A 24,828-nucleotide genomic window follows, 5' to 3' on the forward strand; every position below is an offset into this window, starting at 1 on the left:
TATGAAATCGCCGAAATTGGGCCTGGTCACCGTTTTATATAATACTCCTTCTGTATTACCTGATTTTTTCAAGAGCCTATCTTGCCAGAATTATAAAAACTATACTCTTTACGTAGTCGATAATAGCTCAACCAGTGAATCTCTGGATTTGGCTAAGAGTTTATCAGAACAGTATGCAGTTAGCACAATATTTATCGATAATCAGGGTAATAATGTAGGTGTTGCTGCCGGAAATAATCAGGGGGCTCTTGCAGCAGGACATGATGGTTGTGACTATATAGTATTTATTAACAACGATCTGTTATTTGAGCAACCAACTGTATTTTCGGAGCTGGTCAAGGTAGCAACTGATGATAATGTGAAGGTTTTGAGTCCGCTTATTCTAAACTATCCTGCGGGTAATATTTGGTATGCAGGTGGGGAAATCGATGAACTCAAGGCGGTTGCTCCACATTTCATGATTGATGAGGTGTATCAGCCTCAAACCATCAGGCGGGCACGTTTTACTTATGCTCCTACGTGTTTTCTCATGATTGCCCGTGATGTATGGGAGCTGGTTGGACTCATGGATGAACGCTATTTTGCATATTATGATGATACTGACTTTTTATATCGTATCGTACAGTCAGGTTTTTTAGTTGAATTAATACCTAGTGCATTAATATACCATAAGGTTGGTAGCTCTACGGGAGGGGATATTTCCCGTTTTGGAATGTATCACCTCACTCGAAATCGTATCTATTTTATCAAAAAGAACATTAAAGGTATGAAGAAGTTCATCAGCCTTTTATACACACTGATGACTAGAGTTCTCAGAATGCTGACAATAAAAAATCCCGAATTGCGTAGCGCTATTGGTAAGGGGATTTTAGATGGATTGAAAATGTAGTATGAAAATAGCATTTTTTCCCACGAGACTATTGTTTGGATGGTTCATTCTTATTGCGCTTCCATCATTATTGATGATTTTTAACAATGCCTCATCATTCTCTGTTGGTATTTTACTCTCTTCTCTGCTTGTTATATCGATGTTTTTTGTCTATGAATCCTTGTGTAGAGAAAGAGCGAAGACAGTTTATGGTATATCAAGTGTGTTCTGGCTTATTAGTTTGTTGCTATTTATTTTAGCTCATTATTACATAATTAATTTAGTTGAATTTGACTTTAATAAGACAGACACTGAGCGATTTTCTCTTAGCTATATTATATTGATATTCGTATTGGCCAGTTCGTTATCAATAGCGTCGTTTTTGAGAAATGTTGATAGCGAGTACTTTCATCGATCTTGCTTGATGATATCGCTAATTCTGTTTCTCAATGCAATATTCTCATTGAGTAAAGTGGATGTTTTTTCCACTGGTTTAGCAAAGCCCACATTTCTTTATCTAGAGCCATCGCATTTCGCATTAGTCGCCGCACCATTTATTTCTTATTATTGCTTGACGTCGAGTCGATCTAAAGGGACGGCTCTACTATTGTTTGTAGTTTTTTGGGCTGGATATATCCAAAATTTTACAATGTTAATTTCAGCACTGCTGGCTTTTGTATTATCGACTAGGAAAAATCTAGCAGTAGCCATGTTGGCCTTGGTGATAGCAATAGTAATATTATTCATTTTTGCTGATGCTGAAAGTCTGAGTTATTTTAATGATAGACTCTCATTTTCTAGCAACAGTAATAATCTTTCTGTATTAGTGCTTTACCAAGGATGGGAAAATGCAATAAAGACACTAACGCAACTGTCATGGTTTGGTGGCGGTTTTCAACAATTCGGTATTACCACATTGACTGGAGAAGCGACTGTTAAGTTGCATCAGTTACTCGGTTTCGATATTAACCAGTTTGATGGTGGTTCAACGGCACCTAAGATTGTGGGTGAGTTTGGCATTTTCGGTGTGACAGCTCTGCTTATATATATTACATGTTTGGCTGTGGTGTTCAGTAAAATACGTAAAGGACAAATTGAAAACAAGAAAGAAATGTTTGCGTCAGTGGTATTTATATCCAGTGCTCTAGAGTTTTTTGTTCGGGGTGTAGGGTATTTTAGTCCGTCATTGTTTATGTTTTCAGTTAGTATTTTTTATCTATCTGATAAAGTGAGAAAATAATATATCCCAAGAGGAAGAAATAAGTTATGAAGTTAGTTATAGACGGGATTATTGAAAGCCTTCAGAATAATGGCGGTTGTACTGTATATTTCAATCAGTTTCTTTCATTTCTTCAGAAAGATAAAAAAAACTTTCTGACCTTTATGCGTTTTTTTCCCGTGATGGGGGAAAATATAGAATTAGATGCTGAACGTAGTATCTTGGTAACCCAAAAGCAACGATTTCTTGAGCGTTGGCGTGATGTTGATACATCTTCACTAGGTGATGACATTATCTTCCACTCGACACACTACAGATTGCCTACTCGCAGAGTAAAAACAGTAACCACAGTGCATGATTTTACTTACGAGTTGTATAGGAAAGGGCCTGCCCGCTGGATGCATTCATGGCAAAAGTTTCGAGCAATTAAAAACAGCGATCTGGTGATCTGCGTCTCTCAAAATACAGCTGATGATTTGATGCGCTTTTGTCCCATTGACAGAAATAAGATCAGGGTTGTATACAACGGGGTTTCTGAGTCCTATTCTCCAATTGATGGAGTTGAGAAAAGTGACAATGTTGTCTTTGTGGGGGCTCGAGGTTGGTATAAAAACTTTGTGCTCGCTGTTCGTACATTGCAGCACTTTCCTTATTTGAATCTCAGAATTGTGGGTGGTGGGCCTCTAACTCCTGAAGAAACTGCTCTGTTAGAAGAATGTATCCCTGGTAGATATAAGTGGTTGGGGCGTGTCTCCGATTGCGGATTAAATGAGTTATATAACCAGGCTTACTGTTTGTTCTATCCCTCCAGCTATGAAGGATTCGGTATTCCTGTTGCCGAAGCTATGCGTTCGGGATGCCCCGTTGTTGCAGTCAATACCTCCTCAATACCTGAAGTTGCTGGGGATGCCGCATTGTTGGTCAAAGAGGCAACAGTTGATGCGTTCAGGATTGCCTTTACTCAGCTTGAATCTGAGAGTATTAGAAAAAAATTAATTACTGATGGCTTGATTCAAGCTAAAAAATTCTCTTGGGAAAAATGCTATCAAGATACCTTGCGCGTATATCATGAATTGATGGGGTAAGGCATGAAGTTTTATATAGAGCACTATGGTTTTTGGGGATGTATCAGGTTAATAATAGAGGTGATTTTCACAAAAATCAGATTTCGTAATGCGAAAATAATTCGTACTCCCTTTGAATGCCGTGGTAAAAAGTTATTCAAAATTGGCCGCGGATTTACTACAGGTAGATACTGCAGACTAGAAGCGCATGGTTCTGAAGGTACCAAAGTTATAATTGGAGAACGTTGCCAGATAAATGACTCGGTTCATATTGCAGCAGCGGACAGCATTGTTATTGGTGATGATGTGTTGATCGCCAGCCGGGTGTTTATCACGGACCTCAATCATGGTAGCTACAGTGGAGAAGAGCACTCTCATCCTGATTCCATTTGCAGGGAGCGCATGCTGCATACTAAGCCGGTCTTGATTGAGTCAAATGTTTGGCTTGGCGAAGGTGTAGTCGTGTTGCCTGGTGTAACGATTGGCAAGGCCTCCATCATTGGCGCAAATTCGGTGGTTTCCAGAGATATACCTGCAAATTCCATTGCGGTAGGTAATCCGGCAAGAGTGATTAAGCGGTTTGATTTCCAATGCGGGCAATGGGTGGCTGTGGATGCGAAGTAATGCTGGTGCCGTGTTGATATGTCCGGATTTTTTTGATTATAAAAATTTGCTTACAGATGAACTTGAACATCGCTACGAATCGGTTCTCTCTTTTTCTGACCGACCACAGTGCTCATCCATAGAAAAGGCTTTGATAAAATTTAATATTCTTGGATATACAAAAGTTGCAGCCAAAAGATATAGCGCTGAAATTTTTGATGCGATTGCTGACAAGCTTTCTGGAATCGCTGAGATAATTATTGTTAAGGGGACCTGTATCTCTCCTTGCCTGATCGATAAAGTTAAAAAGCTCAGTCCAAAAACAAGAGTCATTTGTTATAGCTGGGATTCCATTTCAAATATAAAGACGTTTCCTTTATTGGCAATCAAGGCCGATGCGGCATATACATTTGATATCGCCGATTGTAAAAAGTATGGCTATGGCTATTTGCCATTGTTCTATTCTGATAAAAAAAACCATAGTCATGCTGTTGCCAAGGAATATAAATATAGTTTCATCGGTAGTTATCATGGTGATCGTGTAGCCGTCTTGCAACGCATCTTCTCCCATGAACATGATGCCAGTACATATGTAAAAATATTTTTTCAGAGTAAATTGCAATTTGCATTTTACTATCTTCTTGATCCTGCCTTGCGTGCTGCACCAAAGGAGTGGCTCACATTCAAGCCACTGGCAAGGGCAACAATTACTGATGTGGCTGAGCATAGCGAATATGTTATCGACATACATAATGCCAATCAAACTGGCCTCACCATGCGTACTTGGGAAACCTTGGGTGATGGTCATCAATTAGTAACGACGAATGCGGCAGTGCTCTGTCATGCAGACATGAGAGAGGTCATTGTGATTGACCGGAATACAGGAAAACGATGGTCTGATTCCCAGTGTACTAGCTACCTGGATGTGATGTCGAATTCCGCGCTGAGTGTAGATGCGTTGTCCATATCTACATGGCTTGATAACTTGTTGGCAAGAAGTGAAAATTAATATGGCTGTTATTCCTGTAATTATGGCTGGGGGCTCTGGTTCCAGGCTTTGGCCGATGTCTCGTGAGCATTTCCCAAAACAGTTCCTTAACTTGTATGGCAATAATTCGATGCTGCAAGAGACTGTCAACAGGCTTGCAGAGATAGAATGTACTGCTCCCCTTATCTTGTGCAATGAAAAACATCGTTTTATTGTGGCTGAGCAACTTCGCCAACTCGATATTCTTGCCAATAACATCATTCTCGAACCGGTAGGGCGAAATACTGCTCCGGCAATTGCGTTGGCTGCAATACAGAGTCTGAAGGATGTTGATGATACGCATGATCCGATCTTGTTGGTGTTGGCTGCAGATCACTTGATCAAGGACCAACAGGCATTTACCAACGCGGTAAACAGTGCCATCCCGTTTGCCGAATCGGGCAAGTTGGTTACATTTGGTATTGTTCCGAATGCGCCGGAAACGGGCTATGGTTATATTCATCGTGGTAGTGAACTGAAATCCTTCCTAAATGAAGAAAAAGCATATGGTGTCAATCAATTTGTCGAAAAACCAAATCTGGCTGTTGCCAAGGGTTATCTGGCAAGTGGCGAGTATTACTGGAATAGCGGCATGTTTATGTTTAGTGCACGCCGTTATCTTGCCGAATTGAAGCTGTCACGTCCTGATATATATCAGGCATGTCTGGCTTCTATGAACGATATCAGAAGTGACCTCGATTTTATCCGGATCAACAATGATGAGTTCAAGCAATGTCCCAGTGACTCTATTGACTATGCCATTATGGAGAAAACCTCGGATGCGGTGGTTATCCCAATGGACGCTGGCTGGAATGATGTAGGTTCGTGGTCATCCTTGTGGAATATATCGGATAAAGATGCGTGCGGCAATGTCAGTCGTGGTGATGTTATTTTGACCGAAAGTCATAATAACTATGTTTCTGCCGAATCTATTCTTGTCTCCACCATAGGTGTGGACAACTTGGTTATTATTCAAACAAAGGATGCGATCCTTGTTTCAAATAAAGACAAGGTACAAGACGTCAAGTCTATTGTCGAAGAGTTGAAACGTTGTGGCCGTAAGGAATATAAAACTCATCGAGAGGTATATAGACCTTGGGGGCAGTACGACTCCATTGATGATGGAAATGGTTATCAAGTCAAAAAAATATTGATAAGACCCGGTGAGCGTCTATCGACGCAAATGCATCATCACAGAGCTGAGCATTGGATTGTCGTTTCAGGTACCGCGAAAGTGACCAATGCCGAACGTGAGTTTCTGATCACCGAAAATGAGTCCACATTTATCCCGATAGGCGCAATACATTCTCTGGAAAACCCTGGAAAGGTTGACCTGGAGTTGATCGAGATACGCTCCGGAAAATATCTGGAGGAGGATGATATCATTCGCTTCAGTGATAAATATGGCCGAGTTGATGGGGGAGAAAAATGATGAAGCAGGACTATCTTGTGAGCAGTGAAGTGATCAAGCACAGTGGTATTGAATTTGGTACCAGTGGTGCACGAGGTCTTGTCACCGATTTTACCATTCCCGTATGTTTTGCATTTACCTGTGCTTTTGTTGCCGTGATGAGGACTTCTTATCGCTTTAAGCAGGTCGCGTTGGCCATTGATAACCGGCCCAGCAGTCATGATATGGCGATGGCCTGCGCAACGGCCCTCGAGGCCATGGGGTTGGAGCCTGTCTATTACGGTGTGGTTCCGACACCAGCGTTGGCTTACAAGGCTATGAATGATGGGATCCCCTGCATCATGGTGACCGGAAGTCATATTCCATTTGATCGCAACGGGCTCAAATTTTATCGTCCCGACGGCGAGATCACCAAGAGTGATGAATTGGCCATTGTCTCGGCAGAAGAAGCCTTTTGTGTTACAAATAACCTGGCCAGCCTGGCGGCAAAAAATGATGCTGCTACAGCCTACATAGCACGCTATACATCGCTGTTCCAACATGCACCGCTGACTGGCATGCGGCTTGGTATCTACGAACACTCGAGCGCGGGGCGCGACCTCTATGCCGTACTCTTTGAGGCATTGGGGGCCGAAGTCATTTCTCTTGAGCGGACCGAGAATTTTGTGCCCATCGATACTGAGGCTGTTTCCGAGGCAGATCAAGAGAAGGCCAGACAATGGTCCCATGTGCATAATCTTGATGCCATCTTCTCGACGGACGGTGATGGTGACAGACCTTTGGTGGCTGATGAGTCAGGCAACTGGTTGAGAGGCGACATACTGGGTTTGCTCTGTGCCGCCAATCTGGGTATTGAAGCAGTAGCTATTCCGGTCAGTTGCAATACTGCTGTTAGTGCATCCGGAAAATTTGCCAATGTGACCCATACCAAAATTGGTTCACCCTATGTTCTGGAAGCATTTCCGATATTGAATGCTCAATATGGATCCGTGGCTGGTTTTGAAGCCAATGGTGGATTCCTGCTTGGTAGTCAGGTGACGTTCAATGGACAAACTTTGGCTCCTTTGCCTACGCGGGATGCAGTATTGCCGGCCTTGATATTGTTTGTCAGCTCACGCACTTCCAGAATATCAACATTGGTTGAGGCGCTGCCCCATAGATTTACCTGTTCCGATCGGCTAAAAAATTTTCCCAGAGAGAAAAGCAAAGAAATAATTGAGCTTGGGCAAACCAATATTTCTACATTAATGCTGAAGCTGAATTTTGACAAACTGGATATAATGTCAGTCGATCAAACCGATGGCTTGAGAGTTTTATTTGTCGGAGGAGATGTATTGCATCTTCGACCTTCAGGCAATGCACCTGAGCTTCGTTGTTATGCCGAGTCTGATAGTGTGGAAGGGGCGAAGTCCATTGTGAATCAGTGTCTTGGTTATTTGCAAAAATAGATTTAAAATCGCTTGCTGGAAAGCAATGTGCACAAACTTTAAGCTCATGGGGTAATACATTGAGTTATCAACGCCGTCACTCACGCTGGTATGAGCGTGTATTGTTCAGTCCTCCTTCCCTGTTTTTCCTGGGAGCCTTGCTTGCTGTGTGTCTGCCCGCCCTTGAGCGTTGGGGATGGGGATTTTGGGAGCATCTTGAAGCTGTCAGAATCAATACCTTGGGTGGTGCTTTCATCGCCTTCCTGTTGACCGGAATCGTGCTTTATCGGTTCCTGCGTTATCCCGGAGCAAGCCCCGTTGCCTACATGATCCCGACGGTAACAACTCTCTATGGGTCGTTGGTAGGTGTCCTCTTCTTCCTGCGTCTTCCCTATAGCAGGCAGGTTCTTTTTGAGTCATATATCGTTGCACTGCTCTGCTGCTGGGTGGTCTACTTTATCGGTCGTCGTTACCGTACCCCCAAATATGCATTGCTCCCGTTTGGTGATTACCAGGCGCTCATGCATCACACCGGGGTTGAGTGGCGTCTGTTGGACAAGCCAGATCTGGGAGCCGTGCGTTATGATGCCGTCGTCGCTGATTTACGTGATGACAACCTGGCAGGGGAATGGGAACGCTTCCTGGCCCGTTGTGCACTGGCCCACATTCCTGTTTACCACATCAAGCAGATCAGTGAGACCCTGACCGGCAGGGTGAAGATTGATCATCTGCATGAAAACCAGCTCGGCTCTCTGCTGCCTTCCCCGGTCTATGCCTGTGTCAAACGGGGCCTTGATATACTGGCTGCCGTGATTGCCATACCGCTGTTTTCACCACTGATGCTGGTCACTGCCGTGTTGATCAAGCTTGAAAGTCCGGGGCCGGTGATGTTTTTGCAAAACCGCGTGGGCAAGGGCAATCGGGATTTCAGGATTTATAAATTCCGCAGCATGTGTCAGAACTCCGAACAGCATGGTGCTCAATTTGCCCAAGATGGAGACATGCGTGTCACCCGGGTGGGCAAGGTGATCCGCAAGTTGCGTATCGATGAACTGCCTCAGTTCTTCAACGTGCTCAAGGGGGATATGAGCCTGATAGGTCCGAGACCGGAGCAGCGTACTTTCGTGGATCAATTTGATCGGGAAATTCCCTTCTATATGTATCGTCATATCGTACGACCCGGGATCAGTGGCTGGGCACAGGTCGTGCATGGCTATGCAGCTGATGCTGATGATACCCGTATCAAGATCGAACACGATTTTTACTACATCAAGCACTTCTCCCTCTGGCTGGATGTTCTCATCGTGTTCAAAACCATTCGGACTATCCTGACCGGTTTTGGGGCCCGGTGATCCCGGATGAAGATCTTGTTGTTGGGGGCTCGTGGCCAACTGGGACGAGCCCTTTTTTCTGCGCTACGCCAGATGTTTCCTCATTGGCAAGTGGATGCACCTGGAAGGGAAGAGTGCGACATCACGATTCCGGATGTCTTGTGTGGCTGGATTGATGCTTGCCGTCCCGATGTCATCATCAACTGTGCTGCCTACACGGCAGTCGATGAGGCTGAAAGTGAGCAGGAACTGGCCGACATGGCAAATCACCAGGCCTTGTTGTGTATGGCGAGGGAAGCCAGTAATGCGGGGGCGTTGCTGGTGCACTTCTCAACGGATTATGTGTTTGACGGGACAGGAGCCAGGCCTTGGCGTGAGACGGATCAACCCAGACCTCTGAATGTCTATGGCATGAGCAAGTATGCTGGTGAACTCGCCATACAGCGCCTATGCCCACATCATTTGATTATTCGCACTGGCTGGCTGTACGGTGGAGAAGGCAGACACTTTGCGCGCACCATTTTGGCGCGGGCCAGACAGGGGCAAGCACTTGCTGTGGTTGACGATCAGTGGGGAGCTCCGACCCAGGTTGATTGGCTGGCGAGAGCATCTGTATTGGCGCTGTCGCAAGTGTTGAACTCACCTAATAAGGCTGGGCTATACCATCTGGTGTGCCGCGGCGAGACAAGCTGGCATGGTTTTGCCTCTGCTCTGGTGAATGAGGCGTTTCGGTTAGGCATGTTGAAAGAGCAGATAAATGTTCACGCTATTCATTCGGATGAATGGCCACAACAGGCGCGCCGACCTTTGAACTCGAGGTTGGATTGCCATCATTTTTCAGATCTCTTTGGAACTGAGCAGCCACACTGGCAGGAACAGATGAAAGATTGGCTGTTTAGCCTTAAGATATCAGAGGTGAAAGAAATATGAGAATTTCATTAGAACAGTCCAGCTAAACAAATACTTATTTAGATGATCTTATACATAGTTAAAACAGTGATGGTTTTTCTTGATGCAATCAGAATCAGCTTTTATTTAATTAGGCTGTTTAGTTTTTAAATCATATTCTTTTATTGGATTTGTTTAATACAAGGCTATGAACGGAAACCGGCTTTAAATTATTGATTAATGATGTTTATACTATGCCTTGTGAAGGTTGTTAGTGTGGCATGTCGTTATTGGGACTTTTTCATTTTTAGAGATAAATATGAACAAACAACAAATAGATAATTTGGATAATAAATTACCACAAGGTTGGCAGGCAACTTCAGGTAATGAGATTGACTTGTATGAACTGTTTTCGGTGCTGTGGCGTCAGAAAATACAAATCCTGATGATCACCGTCGTGTTTGCTGTTGCGGGTATCGGTTATGCCCTGCTGGCGCCACAGGTTTGGGTTAGCCAGTCTCAGATAAAACCACCGTCATTGCAGGAAGTTGAATCACTCGAGCTTAGAGTTAACCAGCTGATTAACGCTCAGATACCAGCCACTATTTTCGATTCATTTAACAAAGCTGCTCTTTATGGCGACTTTGTGAGCAACTTCAACAGTTTCAATAACAAACGACAGTTTCTGATTGAAAAGGGTTATCTGGATATGGATGCAGAGGCTGCCGGGATAACGGATGATAAAGGGAAGCGTGCTCTGCTGAGGAAAATGGTCAATGGGATCAGCGCGGTGGCTTTGGATGCACCGAGTGACAACATTACCCTCTCTTTTGGGGCGGCCACTGCAACTGAAGCTCAGCAGCGGCTGGAACAATACATAGCTTTCATCCAGCAACAGGAGATTGTGTCGAAGAGCAAGGAACTGGAGACAATCTGGCAAAACCGGATCAAGATCCTGCTGTCCCAGTATGACAGCATCAAAGCAGATACTCTTACCCAGCTGAAGGATGATGTTTCGCGTACAGAATACAGCCTGCGTATCAGCCGTGCGGCAGGTATCGAGACCCCGGTCGAGAACCTCAATGTTCGTGATGGATTTAATATCGAGTGGGGGGCTAAAGCGCTTGCTGAGAAGCTCAAGGTATTAAAAGAATTGAAAAATCTTGAGCTTCTCAATCCAGCCTTGAGCGATCTTCGCTTACAGCTGAGTAGTCTAAGGGCTATCAAACTTGAGCAACAATCGTTCCAGTCTTTTTCCTATTTGGCTTCCCCAAACGAGCCTTTGAGCCGTGACAAACCCAAGCGTCCTCTGGTAGTCGTGCTGGCCACCTTGCTTGGCGGTATGCTGGGGATCGGCATCGTACTGGCTCGGCATGCTTTTCGCCGGCCAGAACAGGTATGATGACAAAATGAAATAAGAAACGGGGGGCTATGGCCCCCCTTTTTTTGATGTTTGCATCAGCGCCACTGACGTATGAACATTGCTCAACAACATAAAGGGGATCAAGGAAGATGACCAATACGGGTCTCTTTGCTGCCGTCAGCGCGCTGTACTGGTTGCTGGGCATGCATTTTTTCATGCACAACCCCGGTGGGGCCGGGCTCTATCTGCCGTTCAACGCCTGGGGCTGGATCTTCGCCAGTCTGGTCATCGGATTGGGGCTGTGGCGGGTGACTTTGCAGCAGCGGCTAGTGTTCTCCTCGTTGCAGGGCTGGCTCTGGCTCGGGGGATTGTTGCTGCTGCTGCCCATGGCCTATCCCGGCTTTGAACTGAAAGACTATGCCATTCCCCGTTTGCTAGGGCTGTTCGCCGGTCTGCTGTTTCTGTTCTGTCTCTATCAATGGCAACTGGCGCGGGCATCCCGTGACCGACTGCTCTATCTGCTGCTGGGGGCGGTGGCCATCGAGGCGCTGCTGGGCCTGGTGCAGTACTACCTGCTGGTGCCGGGCAACTGGATCGGCTATGACACCCACGTCAACCGCCCCTACGGTATCTTTCAACAACCCAATGTGATGGCCAGTTTCATGGCGACCGGGCTTGCGCTGGCCAGCTGGCTGGAGCTGCGTGGCAATCCCCATGTCTGGCTGCGTGGGTTGCGCTACGGGGTGATCCTGGCTGCCAGCCTGCTGTTGGTGGTGCTGCAATCCCGGGTGGGGCAGTTGGGTGGCTTGCTGGCGCTGCTCCTGCTGGTGACCGAGCTGCGTCGGCATCGTCTGCTGGCCAGGGTGCTGGTGCTGGTCGCGCTCGGCATCTTGCTGGGGGTTGCCTCCCAATACTGGATTGACGGCCTCAGGCGTGGGCTGGAGGCCTATCAATCCGGCGGCATGCGCTCCATCTACTGGCCCTATGCCGCCAAGCTGATTGGCCAGTCTCCCTGGGTGGGCTGGGGCTACGGCAGCTTTGAAACCACCTTCCTCCATCACTACATGGCCGACAAGGCGCTGAACCCGGCCATGGTGCAGATCGAATACAACCTCGATCACCCCCACAACGAGTTCCTCTACTGGGCGGTAGAGGGGGGGATAGCCCCCATGCTGGGTATGCTGCTGATGGGCGCTGCCCTGCTGTGGCGGGCGAGCCGGGCCGGCTGGCGCAAGGGCACAGCCCTGCTGGCACTGGTGACTCCGATCCTGCTGCACACCCAGACCGAATACCCGCTTTACCACGCCATCGCGCTCTGGTGGGCCTTGCTGATGTTGGTGTACGTGCTGGACGCGGAAGTGGAGGAGGAGCTGCTTGAGGCAGGACGAGCCAGCTGGCGCGAGCATGTCTACCGCCCCTGGCTGTTGTTGCGTTTTACCGCCATTGCCATCCCCCTGTTGGTGGTGCCCTTCATGCTGACGGCGCTGCACACCGCCTGGGTGGTGACCAAGTACGAGCGCGGCGGCTACAAGGAGCCGACCCTGCTGCTCGATGTCATCAATCCCATGGCCTGGTTGACCCGGGTGGAGTTTGACGTCAATTCGGTGCGGCTGACGGTGGGCCTCCAGAGCAACAACAAGGCGGAGCTGGAGGCCTATCTAGAGTGGGGGCAAGCCTTCGTGCGCCACACGCCGAGGGCCAATATCTACGCCAACATGGTGATCGCGCTGGATGCGCTGGGACGCAAAGAGGAGGCACGGGCCCTGCGCAGCGAAGCGCTGGCACTCTATCCGGCAGATCCCTTGCTGACCGGCACGGCCGCTAAATCCGTGGCCACGGCGCTGGAGCGCAAACCCTCCTCCTGACGGTGGCGGGGCGGTTGCGCGATGTTTCATCAACTGCCCCATCGCCTCGCAAAAATGGTGGCCACTGCTGGACGGCAGGGGCGCCATGGCTAAGATAGTGGCCTCAACGTCTTGCTTAGTAGGGAGTATGAAATGGAGTTAGTGCTTGGCCCGTTGGAGGCCCGCGTGATCGGCTGTCTGATCGAAAAAGAGATCTGCACCCCGGATCAATACCCCCTCTCTCTCAATGCGCTGGTCAACGCCTGCAACCAGAAGAGCAACCGCGAGCCGGTGCTCGAGCTGTCCGAGCTCGACATCCGGGCCGTGGTGGATGAGCTGATCCGCAAGCGGCTGGTGGTCAATACCGCCGGCTTCAACGCCCGGGTTCCCCGTTATCAACACCGCTTCTGCAACACCGAGTTCGGCGAGCTGAAGTTCACCGCCCAGGAGCTCGGCATTATCTGCGAGCTGCTGCTGCGCGGCCCGCAGACGCCGGGTGAACTGCGCTCACGCACCAACCGGCTGTGCAGCTTCGATGACGTGACCGAGGTGGATGCGGTGCTGGCAACCCTCATCGAGCGTGGCCCCTATGTGGTCAAGCTGCCGCGCGAGCCGGGCAAGCGGGAGTCCCGTTACGCCCACCTGTTCAGCGGCGAGGTGGATCTGCAGGCGCTGGCCGAGGCGGCCCCCGTCGGCAACTATGCATCGCCGGCGGCGGACAGGCTGAGTGCGCTGGAAGAGGAGGTCGAGAGCCTCAAGGCGCAGCTGCAGGCGCTGGCCGAGCGTCTGGCCCGGCTGGAAGGCTGACGCCAGAACAGGATCTTTTCCAAGAGGCGCTACGGCGCCTTTTTTTATGGCCGAGTTTCCCCGTCAGGGCTGCGGGGGCGGCAATGACGGGTTGTCTGCGTCCCGTCGTCATGGTCGGCCCGACCAGCAGGCGCCAGCTTTTTTGCGTTATTTCGCGCTTAAGGGTCGAGCCGCAGTCGCTTTCCCGTTAAAATTCCGCTTTTGCACCGGCCCGTGAGTCTCGATGTCTGCGTCCACTCTCTCTTCAGATTGTTATGCCCTGCTTGGCGAGCTGCAGTTGCAGCGCACCGCCAGTACCCGCTATTTGCAAGAACAACTGCCATCTGGGCAGGCCCTGCTCGACAAGTTGAGTCAGTTGCAGCAGCAGGGGCTGGTTCGCCAGCGCGGGGAGCAGCAGTGGAGCCTGACGGCGGAGGGGACGCTGGCACTCATCTTGGCGGTGCGCCGCGGCGACTGCCCCATGCCGAACTGGGCACGGGTGCCGTCGGTCACCGGTCAGGAGATGGCCCAGGCGCTGGTGCGTGAGCTCTGTCTGGGGGAGGCCGGGCAAGTGCCCGCTTACTATCTGGCGGCCGACCTGCTGAGTCTGCTCGATCTGCCCGACGCCCAGCTGCTGCTGGCCAGCTCGAGCCCGCAGTGGCAGCGGTTGCTGCTGCAGCACTTCGCCCTGCAGACCCTGCTCGATGCCGAGCCCCAACCGCAGTGGCCGCTCACCCCGCTTGCCCAGTACTGTGCGCCCGAGCTGGCCGGTCTGACCGAGGGCTTTGCCGCCGAGTGGCAATGGCTCTGCGGCGAGCCGAGCGGGGAAGCGACCACTCACTGGCCCGCCCTGCAACAGTTGGCGGAGCAGGAAGACGAGCAGCCGCTGGCCGAGCGCCTGCTGGCTGCGCTGGGGGCCTGGCAGGCGTCAGCGGGCGCGACGGGCGCGGGTCAGTGGCCTGCCACCTTCAGTGCCCTGCTCTGGCTGGGCTGGCTGCAGCAGGCGGATCCCGTGCTGGCCAGCGAGCAGCGCAAGAAGTGGCTGCGCACTTTGGCCAGTCAGTTCCCCCTGCTGGCCGATCTGCTGGGACAGTGGGCAGGGGAGCGCCACGGCCAGGCGGTCGGGCTGTTCGACACCCTGCAACTGCCGCTGGAGGAGCTCCATTGGGGTTACCTCTGGCTCGATCTCTGTGCGCTGGCCCGGCACGGCGAGCAGAGTCCCCAGGTGGCCATCCTGCACAAGTGGGATCTCTCCCACGTGCTGGAGGCCGCGCCCCGCCACCGCTTGATGGCCTTCTGCCAGGATCTGCTGCGCCTGCTGCTGGGGCAGGGGGCAGAACGCGCCCCGCTGCAGCAGCTGCGGGCCGCCGGGCCGGATGAGCAGGGGAGTGCGCCTGAGGATGAGGAGAAGGCTCCCGCCTCGGCCAGCTGGCTCAACTGGCTGCAGGGACTGGGCCGCTCCAGCGGCGTGCGCAAACCGCAGGAGCGGCTGGTCTGGCTGCTTCACGCCGAAGGGCCCGAGCTCGAGTGCAAGATCCAGAAACAGAGCGCCAAGGGGGAGTGGACCGCCGGTCGCCGGGTCGATCCCGCCCTGCTCTCCACCCAGTACGCCGCCCTGCTCGACGAAGAGGACTGGGCGCTGGTGCGTACCCTGCCGCGCAACATGGGGCGGCTGCCGCGCGAGGTGTGGGCGCCGCTGGCCAACCACTCCCGTTTGTTCAATGCCAGAGGGCAGAAGCTGCAGCTCGCCATCACGGCGCCACTGCTGCAGATCGTGGCCACCGAGCAGGGCATGGGGGCCGTGTTGAGCCCGGCCGCGGCCGCACGAGGGGCGCACATACTGCCGCTGGCGCAGGATCTGTGGCAGCTCATCCTCACCCCCCAGGCCCTGCAGGATCGCCTGCCGGCGCTGGAGGCCATTCCCGACCTGCCGGCCGAGGGGCTGGCGGAGTTGCAACGCACTCTGGATGCCATCCCGGATCTGCCCTGGCACAGCCAGGTGGCGGGGCTGCACGGCAATGCCGAGCTGACGCCCTGGCCCGGAGTGGCCTCGGTGCAGCTCGACTGGCAGGATGGCCAGCTGGCGGTCAGGCTGGTGACCCGCTTCGAGGAGCTGCCGCCGCTGCCCCTTGGCAAGGGGGAGGCCATCGTGCGCCAGGGGATCAAGGATGATCACTATTGGCAGCGGGATCTGGCGGCCGAGCGGGGCGAGGCCCAGCTGCTGCGCAACCAGCTGCCCATCGAGCTGCCGGGCAGCGAATGGCGGCTCGAGGGGGAGCAGGCACTGGCGCTGGTCAACGCCTTGCCGGAGCTGGTGGATGCCGGCGTGGTCATTCACTGGCATCAGGACAGCGCGCGTTTGAAGAGCCTCGATGAGGCGGCGCTGAGCCTGCGCATCGAGCGGCGTCAGGACTGGTTCCAGGTGGAGGGGGCCCTCTCCCTCGATGAGCACCAGATCCTCGATTTGCGCTTGATCCTGCGCCAGCTGACGCCGGGCCAGCGCACCGTCCAGCTCGACGAGAAGACCAGCCTGATGCTGAGCGACAAGCTGGTGGAGCGGCTCACCATGCTGGGGGCCATGCTGGATGACGAGCAGCGCATCAACAACAAGCTGGCCTATCCGCTCACCCGGCTGCTCTCCGTCATCACCACTGAGGGGGATGCCGCCTGGCAGAACCTCCAGCAGGAGTGGCAACAGGAGGTGGCGTGCCCGGACGAGTTGATGGGGCCGCTGCGGGACTATCAGAAGGAGGGGGTGCGCTGGCTGGCGACCCTGGCCCATCACGGTTTCGGTGCCTGTCTGGCCGATGACATGGGGCTGGGCAAGACATTGCAGGCCCTCATCGTGCTGCGCATGCGCCAGCATCTGGGGCCGGCCCTGGTGGTGGTCCCCAAGTCAGTGGTCACCAACTGGCAGGAGGAGGTGGCCCGTTTCGCCCCCGAGCTGGAGGTGGTGGTGTTCGACAACCCCGCCGAGCGGGAGGGGATGGTGCGCGAGGCGAGGGCGGGGCAGATCATCCTGCTCAACTACGGCATGCTCGGCAGCCTGGCGGAGGCGCTCAAGTCGCGGCGCTGGTCCAGCATGGTGCTGGATGAGGCCCAGCAGATCAAAAACGCCGGTACCCAGCGGGCCAAGCTGCTGTTCCAGCTCGACGGTGATTTTCGGCTCGCCCTCTCCGGCACCCCCATCGAGAACCATCTGGGGGAGCTGTGGAGTCTCTTCACCTTCATCAACCCGGGGCTGCTCGGCAGCCTCGGCGAGTTCAAGCGCCGCTTTGGCAAGGCGGTCAAGGATCCCCAGCACATGGCGCTGCTGCGGGCGGTGATCAGCCCCTTCATCCTGCGCCGGCTCAAGCACCAGGTGCTGACCGAGCTGCCGGACAAGACCGAGATCATCCACCACATCAGCCTCTCCCCGGCGGAGCGCCAGCTCTACGAGGCGACCCGGCGCGAAGTGGTGCAGCAGGTGCAAAGTGCCGATGGTCGCGCCCTGATGCACGTGCTGAGCGGCCTGACCCGGCTGCGCCGGCTCTGCTGCTCGCCCCAGCTGGTGATGCCGGAGTGGGCAGAGGCCAGCAGCAAGCTGGACGAGGCGATGGCGCTGCTGGAGGAGGCCATCGACGGTGGTCATCGGGTGCTGGTGTTCAGCCAGTTCGTCGATCTGCTGAGCCTGCTGCGCACCCGCATCGAGCAGCGGCAGTGGGATTATTGCTATCTGGATGGTGGCTGCTCGGCCAAGGCGCGGCAGGATTCCATCCTGCGCTTTCGCCACGAAGCGGTGCCGCTGTTTCTCATCAGCCTCAAGGCGGGGGGCACTGGGCTCAACCTGACCCAGGCCGATACCGTGCTGCACCTGGACCCCTGGTGGAACCCGGCGGTGGAGGATCAGGCGAGCGACCGGGCCCACCGCATGGGGCAGACCCAGCCGGTGACCGTCTATCGCCTGGTGTGCGAGCAGACGGTGGAGGAGAAGATTGTCGCCCTGCACGATGAGAAGCGGGCGCTGGCCGATGGCCTGCTGAGCGGCCAGTCGGAAGTGCGCGGGCTGGATGTGGAGAGCCTGCGGGCCCTGCTGATGAGCTGACGAGGGGCTGACACGGCGCAAGAAACAAGGGGGAGCATCCTGTGATGCTCCCCCTTGTTGTTGGGTGATACGGGCGGTGAGCTGAGTGGGTTGTGCCTGGTGGGCAAGGCCCCCTTACCCCTGATAGAGGTAGAGGTGGAGTCGCTCTATGACGGGCTCGCCGCCAATCTTGCGATCCCGCCTGGCCTGGCGCAGCTTGGGCGGGTAGTGTCCCAGATGGGTGACGGCCGGCTGGCTGTCCGCGCAGAGCAACAGAGGCAGGCTTGCCTTGATCTGCTGCTTGCGGGGCTCCCGATCCAGCCAGAGCAGGTTGATCATGGGGTGGGTCTTGACCGGGCGGCGGATCCGAAGCTCTGCATCCGCCGGCAGGCGGCGGATATCGTAAACCTCCTGATCCACCATCTTGCTCCACTCCTCGTTGTCCGACAGCGCCGGGACATAGCGGCGGCTGCGCTCCAGCATCTCCAGCACCTGCTCGCGGCTGAGGCGGTTGATGCTCTGCTTGTCGGCCCAGGTAAAGCCCAGCGAATGCAGGTCACCCTCCAGCAGGGTCAGTTTGCGATAGACCTGCAGGGTGATGACCCCGGGCAGCGCCCTGTGTACCAGCTCGAACTTCTCGTCCCGGCTGCCCGCCTGCTGTACCAGGGCCTTGAAGGTGAGCTTGCACTCATTGATCTCGTCGATCAGCGGTCGCAGCAGCGGGGCGCTGGCGGCGGGCAAGCGCAGCCAGCCCGGCAGGCGATGGGTGGCCTTGGTGGAGCAGCCGGCGCGGGCACTGTGATCCCGATAGGCGGCCAGGGTGGCGGCCAGCGCCTCTTCACCATCGAGGTAGCCCACCGTGATGGTGTCGATGGGCTCGTGCTCCTCTCCCTGCGCGACGGCGGGCAGGGGATAGACGTGGGCTTCCAGCAGCTCCAGCTGCGTCAATTGATCCGCCAGCCTGGCCAGCGCCTCTTCGAGCCGCTCCATCTGTTGGCGCAAGGCGGCGGTGGGGGTGAATGTCTCCATCGGCATATCCTGTGTCGCCCTTGCCGGCCCATGGGGTGGGAAACGGCAAGGCGGTAAAGGTACTGTATAAATAACCATATCAGCCCTGTGTATGCGTGCCAAGTGGGAGCAAGAGGCGGGCAAGGCGATGGGTCACTGGAAGGTAACTGTTGTGTATCAATGTGTTAATTGAAGATCAATGAAAGATCTCTTCATTAACAATTGAATGTAAACAGCCGGTTGACCCTGCTTTTTGCCAGGGACGGGAGTGCATAGCCAGCAGAGGAAACTGCATAGTTAGAAGGGAGCCATGCAGGAGAATATGCTGCAGCCTTTCATCAGGCCCAGAAAAGGTTTGTTAGTCTTTTATAATCAGTATCTTATGTTTATCTCACCACGGACATCAACCATTAGTTTTACTAATGTCTGCTATCAAAATTCGTCAATTGAGTCGGCCATACCCCCTGACTAAGCTTTGCGCAACAAATTTGCACCCGCGCAGACACCCTACAGAGGAGCCATATCATGGCCAACATGACTTATACCGCCGCCGGTTACCAGCATTCCAGCCAACTGAATCTGGTTGCTCGCGTCAAAATGACCGTACTGACCTGGCTGGAACGCAGCCGCAGCCGTCGCCAGCTCTCCGAGCTGCCCGAATACCTGCTCAAGGACATCGGTCTGAACGAAGCCGATCGTTATCAAGAGACCACCAAGCCGTTCTGGCGTGGTTGATCTGCCGGGCAAGGATGCCTCGTTTTTTTGCTGATCCACGGCCGCAGACCGCCGCCGTCGCGGGTTGATGGATTGCCCTGTTCATCAGCTGCTTCACGCTGATTGCCTTACCCCATTTCTTCCCTCACGGCTTTGTGCCGACCCCTCTCTGTTCCCCGCGCCCCGATCCTGCTCCTCACCCAAACTTGTAACATTACTGTTTGAATTTGTTTAAAAATTGATTTTAAGCCGAAGCGCCTTGCGTATAATCCGCCCATAGCGTTCCTGACAAAAGGGTGAGATGGATGATTCCCCAGCATGACTTTTTGGCTCTGACCCGCCGCCACGAGTGGCAGCTTGAGCCCTTTTCCTATGCGTTGGCCAATGGCGACAGGGTGAGTGTCTGGGATACCGGCGTGCTCTGCCTCGAGCCCGCTTCCGGGGCCGGTGATCAACCCGGTGGGCGCAAGGATGTCGTGCTCTCCTGCGGCGTCCACGGCAACGAAACCGCGCCCATCGAGATCTGCAACCAGCTGCTGACCCGCCTGCTCTGCGGTGAGCTCAAGGCCCGCCATCGGGTACTGTTCCTGTTCGGCAACCCGGCAGCCATGAACCTGGGTGTGCGGGAAGTGGAGGAGAACATGAACCGGCTCTTCTCCGGCGCCCACAGCAAGGGGGAGGGGCTGTGCAATCAGGAACGGATCCGCGCCATGCGCCTCGAGCAGTATGTGAGCCGCTTCTTTGCCGACGCGGCCAGGCCTCGCTACCACTACGATCTGCACACCGCCATTCGCGGCTCGCGCCACGAGAAGTTTGCCGTCTACCCCTTCCCCCACGAGCGGCCTCACTGCAAGGAGCAGGTACAGTTTCTCGGTGCCTGCGGCGTGCGCACCATTCTGCTCTCCAGCGGCCCCACCACCACCTTCAGCTATTACAGCTCCAATTGCCACGGCGCTCACGCCTTCACGGTGGAGTTGGGCAAGGTGCGCCCGTTCGGCGAGAACGACATGACCCGTTTCATCGAAACCCGGCAGGCGCTGCAGGATCTGGTGACCCGGGATGAGGTGGAGCTGGAGCCCTGGCGAGCGGATGACTTCACCATCTTTGCCATCGATCGGGTGATCAACAAGCGCTCGGAGCAGTTTCGTTTCCTGTTTGCCAGCGATGTGGACAATTTCACCGAATTTCCCCAGGGTTTCGTGCTGGCCGAGGATGGCGAACTGCGCTACACGGTAGAGAAACCGCGGGAGGCGGTGGTGTTCCCCAACGCCAACGTGGCCATCGGCCAGCGCACCGTGTTGCTGGTGGTGCCGACCCGGCTGTGGGAGTAACCCGGCACGACCCCTGATGACAATCTCAGGCCTTGCCGGCCGTGCAGCTCGGAGCGGGAACCCCAGGTGCTCCCGCTCCGCCCTGACAGGGAGCCCGACGTGGCTCCCTGTTTCGTTTTCTTTCAGCTGAAAAATCCAGCTTCTTTCTGAAATTAAAGAAGTTTCTACTGGTCTTACCTGGCTAAATCTCATTGCCCTTTGTTTAACAATCTATTTACATTCAAAGGGTCACCTCATGGTGGTGACGTTGACAACGGCAAGGAGCCAGTTATGACCCATGTCGACATCCCTTTCCTTCGTTACCTCGATGAGGAAGGGCGCCCGGTCGCCACACTACCGACCTGGCTGGACAAGGCGATGCTGCACACCTTCTACCGAAACATGGTGATGGTGCGCAGTTATGACAAGAAAGCGATCGCGCTGCAGCGAACCGGCAAGCTCGGCACGTTTCCCTCCCATCTGGGGGCCGAAGCGGTCGGGATAGGCGTCGGGCTCGCCATGCAGCCGCAGGATGTCTACGTGCCCTACTACCGGGACATGCCCACCCTCTATGTGCGGGGCGTGCCCATGGAGAAAAACCTGCAGTACTGGGGTGGGGACGAGCGCGGCAGCGTCTTTTACAAGGCCGACGGTGAACTCTCCGAGGATCTGCCCATCTGCGTGCCCATCGCCACCCAGATCACCCATGCCGCCGGCATCGCCGCGGCCTTCAAACTGCGCAATCAGCCCAGGGTCGCCGTGGTGACCATCGGCGATGGTGGCACCTCCAAGGGTGACTTCCTGGAGGGGCTCAACTGTGCCGGCGTCTGGCACCTGCCCATGGTGATGATCATCAACAACAACCAGTGGGCTATCTCGGTACCGCGCAAGCTGCAGTCGAGCGCCCCCACCCTGGCCCAGAAGGGGATAGGGGCCGGTGTGCGCAGCATCCAGGTGGACGGCAACGACGTAGTCGCCGTCTATGAGGCCACCCGCAGCGCCGTCGAACGCGCCCGCAGCGGCAAAGGACCGACCCTGATCGAAGCGGTCAGCTATCGGCTGGGGGATCACACCACGGCCGACGATGCGACCCGCTATCGGGAGGCGGCCGAAGTGGAAGCCGCCTGGGCCAAGGAGCCGGTCAAGCGGCTGCGTCAGTTCATGTTTGAACAGGGCTGGTGGGACGAGCAGCAGGAGCAGGCACTGCTGGCCGAGGCGGCCCGCGAGGTCGAGCGCGCCGTGGCCGTCTATGAAGGAACGGCGGCTCAGGCGCCGGAAACCCTGCTCGACTATCAGTTTGCCGAGTTGCCGAAGGATTACCGCACGCAGCGCCAGCGCATCATCGCCAAGGGCATGCAGCAGCACAGCGGGGAGGAAGCATGAGTGATATGACGTTGCTCGAGGCCGTCAATCTGGCGTTGCATCACGAGATGGAGCGGGACCCGGATGTGGTGGTGCTCGGCGAGGATGTGGGGGTCAACGGCGGGGTGTTTCGCGCCACCGTGGGCCTGCGCGACAAGTTCGGCTTCAAGCGGGTGATCGACACGCCGCTGGCCGAGGGGCTGATCGCCGGGGTGGCGGTCGGCATGGCCACTCAGGGGCTCAAACCCGTGGCCGAATTCCAGTTTCAGGGGTTCATCTTCCCGGGCATGGAGCAGATCATCTGCCAGGCGGCGCGGATGCGTAACCGCACCCGGGGCCGCATCACCTGTCCCATCGTCTACCGCTCCCCCTACGGCGCCGGCATTCACTCCCCCGAGCACCACAGCGAGAGCGTGGAAGCCCTGTTTGCCCACATTCCCGGGCTGCGGGTGGTGATCCCCTCCAGCCCGAAGCGGGCATATGGCCTGCTGTTGTCGGCTATCCGTGACCCGGATCCCGTGATGTTCTTCGAGCCCGATCGCATCTATCGCTCCATGAAGTCCGACGTGGTGGATGACGGCATCGGCCTGCCGCTGGATGTCTGCTTCACCCTGCGTCCAGGCCGCGACCTCACGGTCGTCGCCTGGGGGGCCTGCATCCAGGAGGTGATGCGGGCGGCAAACCTGCTGGCGGAACAGGATATCCAGTGCGAGGTGCTGGATCTGGCCACCATCAAGCCGCTGGACATGGAGAGCATACTGGCATCGGTGCGCAAGACCGGCCGCCTCTTGGTGGTGCACGAGGCGTGCGGCAGCTTCGGAGTCGGCGCCGAAATCGTGGCACGGGTCACCGAGGAGGCGCTCACCTCCCTCAAGGCACCGCCCAGACGGCTTACCGGGGTGGACGCCGCCGTCCCCTACTACCGCAACGAAGAGTATTACCTCATCACCGAGCAGGACATTGCCGATGCGGCTCATCAGCTGATGGAGAACCAGTGGCTATGAAATTTTTCAAATTACCGGATCTGGGTGAAGGCTTGGCCGAAGCCGAGATCGTCGAATGGAAGGTCAGCGCCGGCGATACCGTGAGTGTCGACCAGGTGTTGTTGTCGGTAGAGACGGCCAAGGCGCTGGTGGATGTTCCTTCGCCGGTAGCTGGGGTCATCGCCAGGCTGTGTGGTGCCGAGGGGGACATTCTGCACATAGGTGCACCGCTGGTGGAGTTCGAAGGCGGCGAGGATGACGGCACCGTGGTCGGCAAGGTCAACGCTCATCAACAGCATATCGAGGATCACTTCGTGGTGGGCGCCATCGCCCCCGGCGGCGCCCTGGTGCAGGCCATGCCGGCGGTGCGCCTGCTGGCCCAGAAACTGGGGCTCGACATCGAGCGGATCAAGGGCAGCGGCAGTGCCGGCATGGTGACCGAGCAGGACGTGCAGCAGGCGTTCGAGGCCCAGCAGAGCAGCGGCAACGAGTTCCTCAAGGGCTCGCGCCGGGCCATGGCCAAGGCGATGGAACTCTCGCACCAGACGGTGGTGCCGGTCAGCATCACCGACGAGGTGGACTTGCGCCACTGGCGTCCCGATGAAGACGTCACGGTGCGCCTCATCAAGGCCATCGGGGTGGCTTGTCGGGCCGAGCCCTCCATGAATGCCTGGTTTGACGGCGACACCCTGTCAAGACGGCTGTTCAGGGAGGTCAACGTGGCCATTGCGGTGGATTCCAAACATGGGCTCTACGTGCCGGTAATGGAAAACGTGGCCGAGCGGGAAGGGGCCGATCTGCGCCAGGGGCTGGATCGCATGATCGCCGACGTGAAGGCGCGCGCCGTACCGCGCGAGATGCTGCAGGGGGCGACCATCACCCTCACCAACTTCGGTGCCATCGCGGGCCGCTATGCCAGCCCGATCGTGACGCCGCCCCAGGTGGCCATCATTGGCGCGGGCAAATTGTTTGAGAAGGTGGTGTTCATCCATGGGGAGGCGCGCCCGGTCAGAGCGTTGCCACTGTCGATGACATTCGACCACAGAGCCTGTACCGGCGGCGAGGCGGCACGCTTCCTCAAAGCCCTGGTTCAGGCGCTGGAAGCACCTACGCTGTAACGTTTGTGCCCTGCCGTGGCAGGGCACAAATTGTTTGCGTAATCCCCAAAGCCACGTATAATCTCAACCAGCTTGAAAGGGCGATAGTTATGTCAATGAATATGATGTTTTACATCTTTTCCTGTTGTTCATAAGTTAATCCCGTTTTTTGAGCTTTATCCGCTGAAAAGCATAAGTAATTATTTTGAATACAGGTTTAAAGATATGTCTAACATGATCACCGGTACCGTTAAGTTTTTCAACGAAACCAAAGGTTTTGGCTTCATCCAGCAAGAAAACGGCCCGGACGTTTTCGTTCACTTCAGCGCCATCCAAGGTAACGGCTTCCGTACCCTGGCTGAAGGTCAGCGCGTACAGTTCTCCGTGACCCAAGGTCAAAAAGGCCCGCAGGCTGAGAACGTAACTGCTCTGTAATTCTTACAGAATTTAAGAAAGCCGT

Annotated in this window: 20 protein-coding genes; 19 read left to right on the plus strand and 1 reads right to left on the minus strand. The window is 54.7% G+C overall.

The genetic code is table 11. The features are described from left to right. Position 1 precedes the first annotated feature (1 nt). From ACB031_RS07665 to ACB031_RS07725, 13 genes are all read left to right on the plus strand, one after another. Entirely contained in the window at positions 2-889 is an 888-nt protein-coding gene (locus tag ACB031_RS07665; RefSeq protein ID WP_080631935.1) for a glycosyltransferase family 2 protein, read from the plus strand. A gap of 1 nt (position 890) precedes the next feature. Then, a complete protein-coding gene (locus tag ACB031_RS07670) occupies positions 891-2,108 on the plus strand; it encodes a hypothetical protein (RefSeq protein WP_371139313.1) in 1,218 nt (405 codons plus the stop codon). 26 nt (positions 2,109-2,134) lie between these two features. Next, positions 2,135-3,172 carry a glycosyltransferase family 1 protein gene (locus tag ACB031_RS07675; RefSeq protein WP_211052129.1) on the plus strand — a complete coding sequence of 346 codons (1,038 nt, stop codon included), beginning with the start codon at positions 2,135-2,137 and terminating at the stop codon, positions 3,170-3,172. A gap of 3 nt (positions 3,173-3,175) precedes the next feature. After that, positions 3,176-3,775 (plus strand): DapH/DapD/GlmU-related protein, encoded by a 600-nt coding sequence (locus tag ACB031_RS07680; RefSeq protein WP_080631764.1) that lies wholly within the window; start codon positions 3,176-3,178, stop codon positions 3,773-3,775. Further along, positions 3,765-4,763, plus strand: a complete 999-nt coding sequence (locus ACB031_RS07685) for a hypothetical protein (protein WP_201891947.1) — start codon at positions 3,765-3,767, stop codon at positions 4,761-4,763. The genes ACB031_RS07680 and ACB031_RS07685 overlap by 11 nt, the downstream gene beginning before the upstream one ends. A 1-nt stretch (position 4,764) precedes the next feature. Further along, positions 4,765-6,213: a mannose-1-phosphate guanylyltransferase/mannose-6-phosphate isomerase gene (locus tag ACB031_RS07690; protein ID WP_201891948.1), complete on the plus strand. Its 1,449-nt coding sequence runs from the start codon at positions 4,765-4,767 to the stop codon at positions 6,211-6,213. Further along, a complete protein-coding gene (locus ACB031_RS07695; protein ID WP_371139405.1) occupies positions 6,213-7,640 on the plus strand; it encodes a phosphomannomutase in 1,428 nt (475 codons plus the stop codon). Before ACB031_RS07690 ends, ACB031_RS07695 begins: the two co-directional genes overlap by 1 nt. Positions 7,641-7,699: 59 nt before the next feature. Further along, positions 7,700-8,971 carry a sugar transferase gene (locus ACB031_RS07700; RefSeq protein ID WP_026141216.1) on the plus strand — a complete coding sequence of 424 codons (1,272 nt, stop codon included), beginning with the start codon at positions 7,700-7,702 and terminating at the stop codon, positions 8,969-8,971. Positions 8,972-8,977: 6 nt separating this feature from the next. After that, positions 8,978-9,880, plus strand: a complete 903-nt coding sequence (gene rfbD / locus ACB031_RS07705) for a dTDP-4-dehydrorhamnose reductase (protein ID WP_017778587.1) — start codon at positions 8,978-8,980, stop codon at positions 9,878-9,880. A gap of 277 nt (positions 9,881-10,157) precedes the next feature. Continuing rightward, entirely contained in the window at positions 10,158-11,240 is a 1,083-nt protein-coding gene (locus ACB031_RS07710) for an LPS O-antigen chain length determinant protein WzzB (protein WP_236664603.1), read from the plus strand. 110 nt (positions 11,241-11,350) lie between these two features. Next, complete coding sequence (locus ACB031_RS07715; protein WP_042008500.1) at positions 11,351-13,066, plus strand: PglL family O-oligosaccharyltransferase; 1,716 nt, start codon at positions 11,351-11,353, stop codon at positions 13,064-13,066. A gap of 132 nt (positions 13,067-13,198) precedes the next feature. Then, positions 13,199-13,852, plus strand: a complete 654-nt coding sequence (locus tag ACB031_RS07720; protein ID WP_017765643.1) for a YceH family protein — start codon at positions 13,199-13,201, stop codon at positions 13,850-13,852. Between the two features lie 223 nt (positions 13,853-14,075). Next, on the plus strand, positions 14,076-17,915 hold the full coding sequence (locus ACB031_RS07725) for a DEAD/DEAH box helicase (protein ID WP_371139314.1): 3,840 nt from the start codon (positions 14,076-14,078) through the stop codon (positions 17,913-17,915). Positions 17,916-18,029: 114 nt separating this feature from the next. Here ACB031_RS07725 and ACB031_RS07730 read toward each other — a convergent pair whose 3' ends face one another. Then, positions 18,030-18,923, minus strand: a complete 894-nt coding sequence (locus ACB031_RS07730; RefSeq protein ID WP_017765641.1) for a DNA replication terminus site-binding protein — start codon at positions 18,921-18,923, stop codon at positions 18,030-18,032. A 504-nt stretch (positions 18,924-19,427) separates the two neighbouring features. Between ACB031_RS07730 and ACB031_RS07735 the strand changes: the two genes are divergently transcribed. The 6 genes from ACB031_RS07735 to ACB031_RS07760 all read left to right on the plus strand — a co-directional run bounded on the left by ACB031_RS07735 (position 19,428) and on the right by ACB031_RS07760 (position 24,803). Continuing rightward, entirely contained in the window at positions 19,428-19,637 is a 210-nt protein-coding gene (locus ACB031_RS07735) for a DUF1127 domain-containing protein (protein ID WP_005302810.1), read from the plus strand. A 284-nt stretch (positions 19,638-19,921) separates the two neighbouring features. Beyond that, positions 19,922-20,947 (plus strand): succinylglutamate desuccinylase, encoded by a 1,026-nt coding sequence (gene astE, locus ACB031_RS07740; protein ID WP_319906502.1) that lies wholly within the window; start codon positions 19,922-19,924, stop codon positions 20,945-20,947. 270 nt (positions 20,948-21,217) lie between these two features. Then, positions 21,218-22,309, plus strand: a complete 1,092-nt coding sequence (pdhA, locus tag ACB031_RS07745) for a pyruvate dehydrogenase (acetyl-transferring) E1 component subunit alpha (protein WP_017782312.1) — start codon at positions 21,218-21,220, stop codon at positions 22,307-22,309. After that, positions 22,306-23,292 (plus strand): alpha-ketoacid dehydrogenase subunit beta, encoded by a 987-nt coding sequence (locus ACB031_RS07750; protein WP_005302805.1) that lies wholly within the window; start codon positions 22,306-22,308, stop codon positions 23,290-23,292. The genes pdhA and ACB031_RS07750 overlap by 4 nt, the downstream gene beginning before the upstream one ends. After that, on the plus strand, positions 23,289-24,389 hold the full coding sequence (locus ACB031_RS07755) for a dihydrolipoamide acetyltransferase family protein (protein WP_017778578.1): 1,101 nt from the start codon (positions 23,289-23,291) through the stop codon (positions 24,387-24,389). Before ACB031_RS07750 ends, ACB031_RS07755 begins: the two co-directional genes overlap by 4 nt. 204 nt (positions 24,390-24,593) lie before the next feature. Next, positions 24,594-24,803, plus strand: a complete 210-nt coding sequence (locus ACB031_RS07760) for a cold-shock protein (protein WP_005302803.1) — start codon at positions 24,594-24,596, stop codon at positions 24,801-24,803. Positions 24,804-24,828: the final 25 nt, after the last annotated feature.

The organism is Aeromonas sp. S8(2024), from assembly GCF_041403085.1.
GTDB lineage: Bacteria > Pseudomonadota > Gammaproteobacteria > Enterobacterales > Aeromonadaceae > Aeromonas > Aeromonas dhakensis.

Coding starts and splice junctions, on each gene's coding strand:
- ACB031_RS07665 (WP_080631935.1), top strand. CDS start 2: ATGAAATCGCCGAAATTGGGCCTGGTCACCGTTTTATATAATACTCCT.
- ACB031_RS07670 (WP_371139313.1), top strand. CDS start 891: ATGAAAATAGCATTTTTTCCCACGAGACTATTGTTTGGATGGTTCATT.
- ACB031_RS07675 (WP_211052129.1), top strand. CDS start 2,135: ATGAAGTTAGTTATAGACGGGATTATTGAAAGCCTTCAGAATAATGGC.
- ACB031_RS07680 (WP_080631764.1), top strand. CDS start 3,176: ATGAAGTTTTATATAGAGCACTATGGTTTTTGGGGATGTATCAGGTTA.
- ACB031_RS07685 (WP_201891947.1), top strand. CDS start 3,765: ATGCGAAGTAATGCTGGTGCCGTGTTGATATGTCCGGATTTTTTTGAT.
- ACB031_RS07690 (WP_201891948.1), top strand. CDS start 4,765: ATGGCTGTTATTCCTGTAATTATGGCTGGGGGCTCTGGTTCCAGGCTT.
- ACB031_RS07695 (WP_371139405.1), top strand. CDS start 6,213: ATGAAGCAGGACTATCTTGTGAGCAGTGAAGTGATCAAGCACAGTGGT.
- rfbD (WP_017778587.1), top strand. CDS start 8,978: ATGAAGATCTTGTTGTTGGGGGCTCGTGGCCAACTGGGACGAGCCCTT.
- ACB031_RS07710 (WP_236664603.1), top strand. CDS start 10,158: ATGAACAAACAACAAATAGATAATTTGGATAATAAATTACCACAAGGT.
- ACB031_RS07715 (WP_042008500.1), top strand. CDS start 11,351: ATGACCAATACGGGTCTCTTTGCTGCCGTCAGCGCGCTGTACTGGTTG.
- ACB031_RS07720 (WP_017765643.1), top strand. CDS start 13,199: ATGGAGTTAGTGCTTGGCCCGTTGGAGGCCCGCGTGATCGGCTGTCTG.
- ACB031_RS07725 (WP_371139314.1), top strand. CDS start 14,076: ATGTCTGCGTCCACTCTCTCTTCAGATTGTTATGCCCTGCTTGGCGAG.
- ACB031_RS07730 (WP_017765641.1), bottom strand. CDS start 18,923: ATGGAGACATTCACCCCCACCGCCGCCTTGCGCCAACAGATGGAGCGG.
- ACB031_RS07735 (WP_005302810.1), top strand. CDS start 19,428: ATGGCCAACATGACTTATACCGCCGCCGGTTACCAGCATTCCAGCCAA.
- astE (WP_319906502.1), top strand. CDS start 19,922: ATGATTCCCCAGCATGACTTTTTGGCTCTGACCCGCCGCCACGAGTGG.
- pdhA (WP_017782312.1), top strand. CDS start 21,218: ATGACCCATGTCGACATCCCTTTCCTTCGTTACCTCGATGAGGAAGGG.
- ACB031_RS07750 (WP_005302805.1), top strand. CDS start 22,306: ATGAGTGATATGACGTTGCTCGAGGCCGTCAATCTGGCGTTGCATCAC.
- ACB031_RS07755 (WP_017778578.1), top strand. CDS start 23,289: ATGAAATTTTTCAAATTACCGGATCTGGGTGAAGGCTTGGCCGAAGCC.
- ACB031_RS07760 (WP_005302803.1), top strand. CDS start 24,594: ATGTCTAACATGATCACCGGTACCGTTAAGTTTTTCAACGAAACCAAA.